Raw genomic sequence first — 13,120 nt, 5'->3', positions numbered from 1 at the left:
GAGATTACCTTTCCGAACCTTTGTTGTGGATATCTCTTCGGTCAAACAGGTAAAAGCCGGCGGTGAACAGCATGAGACCGCAGCCCAACATGATTAAGATCTGTCGTATAATTTTGAACACATTAATTGAATCGGATAACCAAAGCGTATACCAATCAAACATCGATGTAATAAAAAAACTCGAATAGGATGAAAATAAGAAGCCAAAAATATTAAATCCGATAAAAATAATAATGGACATAAAAAATACCGCCGACCCTCTTTCGAACACGTTAGACAACAGTACAATGAGAAGGCCAAACACGAAGACAGGTAAACATGTGGACAAATATGACAAAATGATCTTGATCACTCCAACTAAGCTGACCGATGCAGAATTAAACAGGAACCCAGCAAACATTGAAAAGATCATGACGAACATTAGGTTAGCAAAAATAAACAAAGCTAAATTCAGCACCTTCGCGCTAAATACGCCTAATCTGGAAACAGGATTCAACAACGTTAATTTCATCGTATTGGATGAAAATTCGCCGTTAAACATATCGATCACCACAAGAGTTACAAACAGTGGCAAAATCGTATAAGTAATGATCGAGAGAACCAATAACGGAAATTCATTTCCTCCCACAACCCTGATGCCGAGATCATTCTTGATCAGCGTTACCGCAATTTGGCCGGCCAAAACGGCAAGAATGGATAAAATGGCGGCCGAGATCATTTTTTTCTTTTTCAAAAGTTTGACGGCTTCATTAACAAATGCAGCATTAAACCCTTTCATTCCTGCCTACCTCACTAACATAATAATTTTCAAATGAAGGGTAGTTAGAAAGAATGTTCTGCGTATAATCTTCATTCACAAGCGTGCCGCTATATACGACACCGATCCTTGTGCACGTCAGTTCCATATCGTGAGTGAATTGGCTTGAAATAAAAAAAGTCGTACCTTCCTCCATAGAAAGCTCCTTAATTAGCCTGCGTATATCGAATATTCCTTCGAAATCAAGCCCGTTCAGAGGCTCGTCCAAAATCAAAAGCTTTGGCCTGGATAGGATTGCAGCCGCTATGCCTAGCCTTTGCTTCATTCCAACTGAATACTTTTTAGCTTTTTCATTTTTATATTTCAGTATACCGGTAATTTCCATACATTTATCAATTCTACGCTGATCCACCTGAGGATAAAATCTGGCGACAAGCTGCAAGTGTTCATACGCTGTCAAATAAGGATACGACTCCGCCGTCTCGATCATACAACCGATATGTTTCATCGCATCCACGTAATTTTCTGTTATGCTGTTGCCGAATATGTTCACATCGCCGCGGTCCGGCTTTACGAGCCCTGTTATCATCTGCATAGTTGTCGTCTTTCCTGCGCCATTTGGACCTAAAAAGCCAAATATATCACCTTGATTTACGGTCAAATTCAAGTTGCTTATACCGCGACCGTTTTTATATATCTTTGATAAATTAGTTATTTCTATTGCCTTACTTGTCAACGATAGCAACTCCTCAACAAATGGTATGGAAGCCGCTCGTGCGGCTTCCATCTTTGCTTTTACTGTTCAAGTACACGTTTAAATTCACCGTTGTAATTAGCAGGTGGATTTTGCTTAAATGAGGATTTGTCGAAAATCTCTATATTCAGATTAAGGTACATAGTTTCATCATCCGCACCCATCTGCCCACTTTCCTGCATACCCTTGGCATTCGTATAAGTGAAGAAACTGCCCGTCTCTTTAGGATTGAATTCAAATATAAAATTATACTTTTCTTCCGGATAATGTGCCTCGTAACCAGGTTTAACCGTTTCGTAATACTTACCTGCTACTTTATCCATTTCCATACTCGTGATTTCAAGCGTTCTTTCGCCAATCTTACCTTTTTTATCCACGACGATGTCATTTTTATATTTCCCTACATAATGGCTCTTGTTAATAAAAGCGTACTCTGGTTTTCGCCACTCGACGTTAGTATCTGTCAGAACTGGCATCGTAAATTTCGTATTTCCGATGTCAGTAAGCTTGACGACCACATCCAACGTCAGATCTTGTTGCTTTCCGTCTTTGTCTTTCCCTGACACAATGACATTACCCGTGACATTTTCCAATAATCCAGCTTTATTTTCTACTGCCGTGCCCGTAACCTTTTTAATAAATAAGTCACTCTCAATTACCGATGCTCCCGACTCCAATCCCATCATTTCGATCGCGGCCTTAAACCTTATTAAGGAGAAAGCATCAACTAAAACAGGCACCTGATCTCTCGACCAAGTTCCAGAGTAAACCTTTCCACCGTCCGGTTTTTCCTCCACTTGTACGTCATCATTCAGATTGCCGACCACAGAATCAATAATATTCACTATTTGCGTCGCGCTATCTTGTTCAACCGTGTTTGTGAAGTTAAACAATTCTCCCCGAGTAACATTTTTGTCCGTCTCCTGTGCTTCATACTTGTCATTATCACCGTATTTAACTATCGCAACCTTATTGTCCCTGTACGAGTAGCTCGGTGTAGTCTTGCCATCTAATCCTTGAGTCAAAGTAATCTCTTCCAATGCCTGCTTTACCATATCGTTTCTGCTGGTCGTGGTGGACTGATACAGTGTTTTGTTATTCTCTTTCAGCGTAAATAGCGCTTCAACTGTATAGTTGTCCAATCCCTTCTCCATTTGCGTTGTCGTATGTTGTAAGGACCCTTTGAACCGGTCGTAGTCGGAACCAATCATCGTATCGGCAACAGCGGTAGTAACGAATATGAAAGCCCCTATCGTAAACGAGAGTGCAATCATTGATTTTTTGCTAAGGCTCATTTCAATTCTCCTTCTTCTGTATATGTATTGAGGGATACGTCTCCTCGTCTTTTATATTACAGGAAGCCTATTGAATAATTATAAATGAACTATTAACAAAGTATTAACTCCGCCAACCAGCGGCTTTTGGCAGCAATGGCTCCGTTCGTATCGCTGGTCCCTTGAATGTTATCAAGCTCTATCTGTAACAGATCGCTCTGCCACAACTGTTGCATCGCCTATCGCACATCTTCTCCCTCTTATTAGTCCAAATATGATTAGAGGATTCATTAAGTAGATTGGGTTGACGCGGGTTGACGCAGGGAGAGTTAGTTCTTACCCTGACATCGCCACTCTTTAATCTTTGACTCGCATTCGTTGTTACCAGTGTAAAATCACGAAGGTCCCAACCAATTTCGGCAAAACCAACTGTTTCAATGGGGTAAGTACGGAAGTGGAAGTTTGTGATCAGCAACCTCACCATGCCAGTGGAATCTATGTTGCCTAAACATTGTAGAAAAAGTAATCATCTATAAGGAACATGTTAAGGTTATTCTGAAGCTTCTCAACCGCTTCCTGTGCACGGACGAACCCTCACAGGGGTTCGTCTCCCTTCAACTCCCCTCCAACGCAAAAAGGACACCTCTGAGGTGTCCTTTTTCATATTGGTGGAGGCGAGGGGAGTCGAACCCCTGTCCGAAGATAACGGCACATGAGCTTCTACGGGTGTAGTAACAGTTTTGATGTCACCCTAGGAACTCCCTGTTACCGGATTCCCTTCAGGTCAGCCTGATTATCTTCTTCAGCACACCCCAGGCGGAGATGTGACAGCGTATCCCACTAAAGTTGAGCCCCTATCCCGCCACATGGGCGATGGAGAGTAGAGGCACGCTAACAGGTTATTAAGCTGCTAAAGCGTAGTTGTTTTGTGTTTTGCCGTTTAATAGGCTTTAGCGTTGATGAAGCGGACGCGTCCCCACTACCCGCTACCCATGCTCGAACTATCCCCGTCGAATCCAAAAACGCCCCCATAGTGTAAGCGACTGGCTCACCCATCTGGGGTTACCGTCTTTAGATTAAGGAAGTCGAAGCATCGATAGAATGTATCGTATGTTCAAACTCAAACCTTATTCTATTATCAAGGTACCAGCGGCTTCAGCATGTTCTGTTGACCGCCGCCGATAAATTTATTATAACACAAACTCATCATAAGTGTTAATGATCTTCTTGCCATCGTTGCTACAGGCTTCCTTGGAGAAGCTTCCTAAATGTGATTGGGGTAATCATTTCTATATCCATGATGCTAACCCATCTAACCCAACCAACACTGAATGGTAGTTGCAACCACCTTTAATACTTCTGCTTCTCACGCAGCGCACGCTGGATTTGACGCTGTGCATCGCGCTTCGCGGACGTTTCACGCTTGTCGTAGTTCTTCTTACCACGGCCAAGGCCAATCAGCAGCTTCGCATAACCATTGCGCGTATAAATCTTAAGCGGCACAAGCGTATAGCCTTCCTGCTTCGTCTGGCCAAGCAGCTTCATAATTTGCGACTTATGCAGCAGCAGCTTGCGCGCACGTGTAGGGTCCGTCGGATTGTGGCGATTGCCCTGCTCGAACGGACTGATATGCAAATTGTTAACGAATGCTTCGCCATTTCGGATCGTCGCGAACGCATCACTCATATTCGCTCTGCCATTGCGCAAAGACTTAATCTCCGTACCTGTCAGCACGATACCCGCCTCATACGTATCCTCAATAAAATAATCGTGGGACGCCTTCTTGTTCTGAGCCAGCGGCTTGCTCTCAACCTTCTTCGACATAACCTACCCTCCATTGCTGAGCATAATCATCACCCGCCAGAAAAGATACTCCAGCAAAGTGTAGAATAATATTATACCAAATGGATGGGGTTGCCTACAACATCTAAGTACATCTCAAAGCGAAACCTTGTCCTATTCCTCTTCTGAACAGACCAACCGCCAACCAAAGACGCCCCAATGACACCTCCTGCAAGCTCGATGACCTCAACCCTTACTTGCCGCGGACTTCAATAACTTCGTCCATGGCCGCGAGGCGCTCCACCACATCGACCGCATCAACCTTCGGTGGAATGACAACCTCCAGCTTAAGTGAGGTTTGACGTTTCATCGTCACCGTTTCCTTAAGCTCAACCCCATCCACATTTCCAGACTGTGCACCTTGTGTGCCTGTTGTCCCTTTTCCATCTGCTCCAACTACTCCAGACGGCACTTCGACGACACCAGTTCCAACCTCACTCTGTTGCCACACCTTACGCGACTGCGCGCCAATCTCCTTCGTAACGTCAACTCGGTCGATCTCTACCTTCATCGAAGCAAGTGTCTCACGAATCGAGGGGAGCAATGTTCCATCATCCATACCACGTATGCGAAACGTATAATGCAGACTCGCTGCACGACCTTGAAACTCCATTTTATTCATCAGCCAGAGTGCAATAATCGTAAGTACACATGTCAGTAAAGCACCGTAATAAAAGCCCGCTCCAACTGATAATCCAATCGCAGCCGCAACCCAGATCGATGCCGCTGTCGTAAGTCCTTTTACAGATAATCCGTCGCGAATAATCGTCCCTGCACCAAGAAATCCAATACCGCTTATTACTTGCGCAGATAAACGGGCCGGGTCCATACGTACATTATCTTCGTCCACGAACATAGAGAACCCGTATAAAGATAACAGCATAATAAGTGCGGAGCCCATACTTACGAGCATGTGCGTACGTACGCCTGCTGCGTGGCGGCTGCGTTCCCGCTCCAATCCGATAATACCACCTAGCAGTGCAGCCAGTACGAGTCGCTGTGTCAACGGCCACCAATCGATAACCCATGGGTTCATTGCTGCATCGCTCCTTTTCTCACTCTTATTATATGTATGATTGCTTCCATATATATGATCGTAATGATTAATCCATTTAATGATTTAGTACCTGTATTAATTTCGTAATATATACCGATTACAAGATTTGCTCATAAAGACTTTCAACGTCTTCAATGTATTTCCTGCATTTACGAAAGCCCTATAACAATATGCAAAGAACCTTCGACACCACAACAGAAGTACAGAAGTGGAACTGAAGGTTCTTTACATCAATCCTTTATTACTTAAGGTCACTAACTATATACCCCATATCAACCTGCACCAATCGAATCCAATCAAGAAACTTCCAATCAATGCCCCGCAGATATACATTAGTGAGCCGCTATTTTACCGACATTCGAGTGGACATTTCATTAACGTTTCTCCAGTGGCACAGCACCTTACTACACACCATTCATGCAATGAAATATATACAGCAGTTGCCGCTATCGTTTCTTACGCACGAATTTTGCTGTGTTGTTCTTCGACTTGCCGCGCTTATGCGCTGCCCGCTCGGCGTCACCAGAACGATTGCGTGCAGCTTGAGGCGAATCCTCACCGACGAACACACCACTTTCAGAAATACTGCGTCTGCCTCGCTTGCCGCCGCCTAATTGACCATGACCTGATCGGAAGTCACCGCCTCGGTCGAAGCCAGCGTCTCTGCTGCCCCCTTGGCCAGTTGAAGAAGATCCCCGAGGACGACCATATCCGCCTTTGCCCGAGCCGAAATCAAAACGATTGCTGCCAGACTCACGTTCTGCATCCTTCACAAGGCGATCTACCCAGTTCGCATCATCATTGGCATCTGTTCTTTCCTTACGGAGACTGCCACTGTCGCGGGCACCCGCTTCATTGCTGCCGAAAGTAATACCGCCTTGACCACGTTGACGCTGGGACGGTCTAGCATAAGGGTTAACATTTGAATCGCCTCTATCGCGACGGTTACGACCGCGCTTATTGCGTTCACGCCATTCCCCTTGGTTATACCATACTTCTTCATCACGTCTTGCCCCGCCATCTTCGTGGTCATGCTGTCTGCCATCCTGGTTGCTGGAGCCCCAATCATCAAATCCATCTTGATATCCGCGACGACCAGTATCGTGACCAGAGCCACCTTGTTGAGGGGAAGCACCAGCATACAGGAAACGTCCTCCCTGATTATCCAATTCAGATGCTCCTGGCCCGTCTCCTCGGCCATTGCGTGCATTATAATCGTGCAAACGACCATCTCGACCATCATTGCGGTCGCGACGTCCTTTTCCACCACGCGGATCATCGCCACGGCCAAAGCGTTCATTGCGCCCGCCTTGTCCCTGTCCTTGACCGCCTCGGCCAGCATGTTGACGTTCGCCACGGCCTCCGCCGTAAACTCCGCCATCGCGTCCGCTACGTCCATCTCTTGAAGCTCCACCGCGTACTTCGCCATTGCGTCCACTTTGCCCGCCACTAGCAGCTCTATCTCCACGGCCGCCTTGTCCACCACGGCCACCTCGGCCTCCAAACGCTTCACCGTCTCGACCTCGTCGTCCGTCTCTCGCAGCTCCGCCACGTGCATCGCCGCCGCGTCCACCTTGTCCGCCGCTGCCAGCTCTATCTCCACGGCCACCTTGACCACCGCGGCCTGCATCACGTCCACCACGTCCAGCATCACGGCTATCGCCGCGTCCGCGTTTCTTGCGCTCAAAGCCAAATTCACGGCCTTGACGGCCGCTGCCAAAGCGTTGAGCTTGACCAACCAGTGCAAAGTCAATCGTATGGTCCTCCATATTGACGTTTGCAACCACAATACGTATTTCGTCACCGATACGGAACATCCGGGCTGTCCGTTCACCCAACAGCATCATATGCTGCTCATGGAAATGGTAGTAGTCATCCGACAAATCGCTCAAGCGGATTAGACCTTCTACCGTATTCTCCAATTCAATAAACATACCGAAGTTCGTTACGCTGCTAATAATTCCGTCGAACTCTTCCCCGACTTTATCCAACATGAACTCCGCTTTTTTCAATTGCTCCGTATCTCGCTCAGCGTCTACCGCAACCCGCTCACGTTCAGACGATTGCTGCGCAACGTCAGGCATGCGCGTATGCAACAGCTCATGTCGCTTCTGTGTCAAAGAGCCTCCATTATCGGCAACTTCTCGAATAATTCGATGGATAACTAAGTCCGGATAACGGCGAATTGGTGACGTAAAGTGGGAGTAGAACTCCGCTGCCAGACCAAAGTGGCCTGTACTTTCCGCATCATACTTCGCTTGACGCATCGAACGAAGCATCATTGTGCTAATAACGGTCTGCTCACGCGTACCTTGGATTTCCTCCAGCAACGATTGCAGTGCACGCGGATGAACCGAATTGCCTTTACCGCGCACCGCATAACCAAAGTTCGCTGCGAACGACATAAACGTCAGCAGCTTCTCACTGTCCGGATCTTCGTGAATCCGGTACAAGAACGGTACACGCAGCCAATGGAAATGCTCGGCTACCGTCTCATTCGCTGCGAGCATAAACTCCTCAATAATTTGCTCCGCGATCGAACGCTCACGCTTCACAATATCAACTGCTTTTCCTTCCTCATCTACAATAACCTTCGACTCTTGGAAATCGAAGTCGATTGCCCCGCGACGCATACGCTTACCACGCAGCTTCATCGCCAATTCCTTCATCAACATAAAGTTATCGACAAGGTAGGAATAACGTTCACACAGTTCTGGATCCTGATCTTCAACAATTTTACGGACGTTATTATAAGTCATCCGTTCCACCGAGCGAATCACACTCGGGAATATGTCATGACGGACCACTTTCGCTTGTGCATCAAATTCCATTTCACAGGATAGCGTTAAGCGATCCACATGTGGATGCAAAGAGCAAATCCCGTTCGACAATCGATGCGGAAGCATCGGAATAACACGGTCGACAAGATACACGCTACAGCCACGAGCATACGCTTCTCGATCTAAGGCAGAGCCTTCTTGCACATAGTAGCCCACATCAGCAATATGCACGCCCAACTTATAATTTCCGTTCTCTAGCTGTTCTACATAAACAGCGTCATCCAAGTCCTTAGCATCTTCGCCGTCAATCGTCACAATATTGAATCCGCGCAAATCTCGACGGCCTTGGCTTATAATTTCCTCTTCCGAAATGGAGTCTGGCACTGCTTCTGCTTCCGCCATTACTTCATCTGGGAATGCCTCAGGCAGCTGATGCTTACGGATAACAGATAGAATGTCTACGCCTGGATCATTTTTATGACCAAGAACTTCTATAACCTCGCCTTGAGCTGCTGTACGCCCCTCTGGATAGCTTACAATACGGACAACGACTTTCTGTCCACTTACCGCCCCTGCCATCGCTTCGCGCGCAATAAAGATGTCGCGATTGATCCTACGATCATCGGGTACAACGAAACCAAATGACTCATGATTCTGAAATACACCTACAACTTGCTCAACTGCCCGTTTTACAATACGGACAATTTCCCCTTCCAAACGCGCACCATCATGGCCTTTATTCGTCACACGAACAAGGATCGTATCTCCATTCATCGCAGATTGAAGATCATTCGCATGAATATATACGTCTGGATGGCCTGTCTCTTCTGGAATTAAAAACCCAAAGCCTTTTGCATGGGCCTGCAAGCGGCCGCGCAGCAAATTCATTCGTTCTGGCACCCCATAGCGATCTGTTCGCGTACGAATGATATGTCCGGAATGTTCTAACTCGTTCAACGTCTTCAGAAAAGCCTTAAATTCCTGTGCATCTTCAATCTCAAAATGCTTCTCCAGCTCCTGATACGTCATTGGTCTGTATGCTGTTTCCTGCATAAACTCTAATATTTGCTGTGCCGTTATCATCTGTTGTTCACCTCACACTTGCTCCATCAACTTCCACAAGTATATTCATATATAACCTAGTATACACGAAATCAAAAGCAGCCATCCCGGCGAATGGTATAAACCTTATAAAAAGACGAATGCACGGGATCGTTTAACTAGCCATATTTTATCTTGATTCATTCATGCAGCATTCAAAATGTACCCCTAGTGGCACACGCAACTGTGATGATTGTTCCCATTCACTCACCGCATCATACCTCAAGGAGAATTATATCAATTCTATCTTAAATGCTTAATAATTCAATCACTCATTATTTACATGGAGCAAATCCATTCGTTCAAGCCTTCACAACCCACTCCATACATGATTACACAAAAAAACCTTAACCCGAACGAATCGGATTAAGGCTTCTTATATGTCATGTATTAGTTCTTCATGAAATAAGCAACGACAAGCGACAAAATAAAGAATCCTGCTGCCAATCCCATCGTCAAACGCTGTAAGAACAGCTCAGCTCCGCGTGCTTTCGTCTTTCCGAATAGATGTTCCGCACCGCCGGAGATGGCGCCCGATAGACCCGCACTCTTCCCTTGTTGCAAGAGTACCGTGCAAATCAATCCGATTGAAAAAATAACAAGCAATACAGTCAAAAATCCTTCCATGCTTCCACCTCCTAAGGTTGCCTATCACATCGTACTTCGAAAGAGATAAGCCTATAAAAACAGTACTTTTATTGTACCATATCCCTCAAAAGGTTACAAGCACTCTGCTTCTTACTGCTCTTCTCCATGCTCAGTTAAGCGCAGCGCATTGTGACGCAATGGCCCAACGTACTGATTAAGTGCGAAAGAATGACGAATAGCTTCCGTAATGAAACGCTTCGCTGTTGCCATGCTCTCTTGCACCGTGAAGCCTTTAGCTAATTCCGCCGCAATGGCCGCAGAATATGTGCAGCCTGCGCCGTGCGTATACGTCGTCTCAATACGATCTGCTTCAAGGATTTCAAATGTGCTGCCATCATAGACCACGTCTACTGAAGTTGGCAGGCCAATTTTAGAACCGCCCTTCACCACAACGTATTTTGCACCTAATTCTTGAATACGCGCAGCCGCATGCTTCATATCATCTAGTGATTTGATCGGTGCTGTACCTGCTAATTGAGCTGCTTCGAACAAGTTTGGCGTAACAACGGTCGCCTTAGGGACAAGAATATCACGCAAAGCCTCATTTGTTTCTGGGTGCAGAGCCTCATCTTGGCCTTTGCAGATCATAACGGGGTCAACAACTACGTTAGGAATATTGTGCTTTTCAATAGTACGTGCAGCAAGCTCAATAATGTCGATAGAACCAAGCATACCCGTCTTCATACCATCTACCCCGATAGAAAGAATCGTTTTCAACTGTTCTTCTACAGTCGATAGCGCGATTGGAAACACACCATGCGCCCACTCTTTGTCTGGGTCCATCGTTACAACCGTTGTTAAAGCGGTCATCCCAAATACACCGCGCTCTTGGAATGTTTTCAAATCAGCTTGAATACCTGCGCCACCGCTAGTATCAGAACCTGCTAATGTTAGTACTTTACGAATTGGTTTCATTGCTGCCATGTTTCGTTCGTCCTTTCAATCATGTAGTCATAATGCGAGCTGTATTAGGCACACCATGGCTAGGTGTGTATTTGTCATACACGTATCATTACAAAATGAAAGCCGTTTGTCCATACATTCCACATGCTCGGTTTATAATCTGTATTCCCCGTGTTCCATCTTACTCTTTTATAATAATTGTCCCTGCATCTGTTTTAGCATTTACACGGAATGTTCCATTATCGTATGAGGCAGGCACTTCCACTTCACCCAAGCCTGATTTGGCCAGGTACTTCCCTTTAGCTCCTTGTGGAATTTCAATTTCAATCGCACCCATATTCGTTTTCACATCCACATTATGGGGCTGCTTCATCTCAAGGTTTACACTGCCTAGATCCAATTTAATATTTACAGGCTTTGTCGTTTCCAAAATTTTTATTTCACCATTATCAGACTCTACGTTCACTATTGAATCAATTCTTTCAAATTCAGTAGAGCCATTTTCTAACTCTACGTTCATAGAGCGACTGGAAATATCGCTAGCACGCAATATACCATTATCCATTTGGATCTCCACTCTCTCGAACTTACCGCCTTTAACATTGATCTCACCTAACTCCTGTTCCAACTGTAGTTTGCGGAGCTCATAATTGTCTCGCAGCGTAACTACAAAGGAGTACTGATAATTGGCATACATATCCGATTCATCCAACTCAAAAATAATTTGATCATTTTTAAGTTGCGTTGCTTCCATTCGCTCTCCAACACTAGGGGCTGTAACAGCTTTCCAAGCAATCTCATTGCGATCACCTTGCTTGAATTCAATGTCAACTTCACCGATATCCGTTTCAATAATAAGATCCTTCCATTTTGACGAATTGCCCATTTTGATTACGCCCTCATAATGAGTCCCTTCGAACTCACTATATTCCTCATCCCATGCGAAAGTAGTAGAAGCTTCAACGATATCTTTTATATCTTCTTTACTCACTAACTCTCCCAAGTCTTCTAAATGCTCTAATTGCTTATCAACATTTTCTAGTATCGATTCAACGCTTGCTGACGCAGCTACTTTTTCATCAGGCCCATCTATAAAGTATGCAACACCAGTGGAAACGAGCAGACCTCCACCCACCACTATAAGAGTAAACGCTGATAAGAGCGTAAATAACGATTTCTTGGCTTTGAATAGACCTGAGCTTTGAGTTGGATACTCTGATTCAGAATAACCAGAATAGTCAGCGTAATTGGGATGCGAATAAGAATAATTCAACGATTCATCCGTTGGGCACTTCTCTTGGTAGGCAGATAAGTCTGGCGCCTTGTAGGAAGGACCTACTGTTTCCTTTGCTATTTCGATCGGATCGCCGAGTTCCTCGGCTATTTGCTCCTCCGTCTTGCCCTGCTGCTCACCGTATATAAAATGAGCCTCCACTTCAGATAGAAGATCAGACTGCACCTCTGGTGCCAACTGTTGAGAATAGAATCGTAACAACGCCAAATACTCTTGCTTGTTCATCATTCAACCTCCGTCTCGTATGATTCGATCAACCCATTAATATTGGACACAAATCGTCCCCATTCATGAACTAACTGCTCCATATAGATCTTTCCTTCTGGTGTTAAACGATAATATTTGCGCGGCGGCCCTTCCGTGGACTCTTGTAAGTAAGTAGAACAATGGCCATCTGCAACAAGTCTTCGTAATACCGGATAGATAGCCCCTTCTGCCACATCTACGTGCTCAGATATCGTTTGAGCCAGCTCAAATCCATATCGATCCCGTTTATGTATCAGCATCATTGCACACAAACCAAGTACGCCTTTTTTAAATTGAACAATTTCTTTCATTCGCTTCTCCAACCTTATTCCAGATACCATTATCATTCAGTAGTAATTATAGAATAATAGCGGTTGTCATTATTTTACAACATCATTTCCACAATGACAACCCTATTTCTACAATTCCCAACGCAGGCAGTCGCTCTGCCCAAGCAATCCTTC

Annotated in this window: 10 protein-coding genes, 1 other RNA gene and 1 pseudogene; all 12 read right to left on the bottom strand. The window is 45.4% G+C overall.

Annotated features, from left to right (window positions below):
- Positions 1-4 precede the first annotated feature (4 nt).
- The gene (locus H580_RS0108605; RefSeq protein ID WP_028594414.1) at positions 5-778 is read right to left on the bottom strand and encodes an ABC transporter permease; all 774 of its coding nucleotides are present in this window, start codon (positions 776-778) and stop codon (positions 5-7) included.
- On the bottom strand, positions 765-1,493 hold the full coding sequence (locus tag H580_RS0108600) for an ABC transporter ATP-binding protein (RefSeq protein ID WP_028594413.1): 729 nt from the start codon (positions 1,491-1,493) through the stop codon (positions 765-767). The genes H580_RS0108605 and H580_RS0108600 overlap by 14 nt, the downstream gene beginning before the upstream one ends.
- Before the next feature lie 59 nt (positions 1,494-1,552).
- Entirely contained in the window at positions 1,553-2,806 is a 1,254-nt protein-coding gene (locus tag H580_RS0108595; RefSeq protein ID WP_028594412.1) for a hypothetical protein, read from the bottom strand.
- 92 nt (positions 2,807-2,898) lie between these two features.
- Positions 2,899-3,021 (bottom strand): hypothetical protein, encoded by a 123-nt coding sequence (locus H580_RS26800; protein WP_281167964.1) that lies wholly within the window; start codon positions 3,019-3,021, stop codon positions 2,899-2,901.
- A gap of 430 nt (positions 3,022-3,451) precedes the next feature.
- Positions 3,452-3,815, bottom strand: a transfer-messenger RNA (tmRNA) gene (gene ssrA, locus H580_RS25800).
- A 320-nt stretch (positions 3,816-4,135) separates the two neighbouring features.
- The gene (gene smpB, locus H580_RS0108590; protein ID WP_028594411.1) at positions 4,136-4,609 is read right to left on the bottom strand and encodes an SsrA-binding protein SmpB; all 474 of its coding nucleotides are present in this window, start codon (positions 4,607-4,609) and stop codon (positions 4,136-4,138) included.
- Between the two features lie 211 nt (positions 4,610-4,820).
- Entirely contained in the window at positions 4,821-5,663 is an 843-nt protein-coding gene (locus H580_RS25795) for an MgtC/SapB family protein (protein ID WP_036604926.1), read from the bottom strand.
- Between the two features lie 1,489 nt (positions 5,664-7,152).
- Positions 7,153-9,547 (bottom strand): annotated as a pseudogene (rnr, locus tag H580_RS0108580) (ribonuclease R); the annotation flags it as partial.
- Positions 9,548-9,955: 408 nt separating this feature from the next.
- Positions 9,956-10,192 carry a preprotein translocase subunit SecG gene (secG, locus tag H580_RS0108575; protein ID WP_028594409.1) on the bottom strand — a complete coding sequence of 79 codons (237 nt, stop codon included), beginning with the start codon at positions 10,190-10,192 and terminating at the stop codon, positions 9,956-9,958.
- Positions 10,193-10,303: 111 nt separating this feature from the next.
- On the bottom strand, positions 10,304-11,128 hold the full coding sequence (pdxK, locus tag H580_RS0108570; protein WP_028594408.1) for a pyridoxine/pyridoxal/pyridoxamine kinase: 825 nt from the start codon (positions 11,126-11,128) through the stop codon (positions 10,304-10,306).
- Positions 11,129-11,297: 169 nt separating this feature from the next.
- Complete coding sequence (locus tag H580_RS0108565) at positions 11,298-12,638, bottom strand: DUF4097 family beta strand repeat-containing protein (protein WP_084509086.1); 1,341 nt, start codon at positions 12,636-12,638, stop codon at positions 11,298-11,300.
- Positions 12,635-12,967, bottom strand: coding sequence for a PadR family transcriptional regulator (locus H580_RS0108560; protein ID WP_028594406.1), 333 nt, complete (start codon positions 12,965-12,967; stop codon positions 12,635-12,637). The genes H580_RS0108565 and H580_RS0108560 overlap by 4 nt, the downstream gene beginning before the upstream one ends.
- Positions 12,968-13,120 lie beyond the last annotated feature (153 nt).

This window comes from Paenibacillus assamensis DSM 18201 (assembly GCF_000422445.1).
GTDB lineage: Bacteria > Bacillota > Bacilli > Paenibacillales > Paenibacillaceae > Paenibacillus_B > Paenibacillus_B assamensis.
This window is presented reverse-complemented; position numbering and strand designations above follow the sequence as displayed.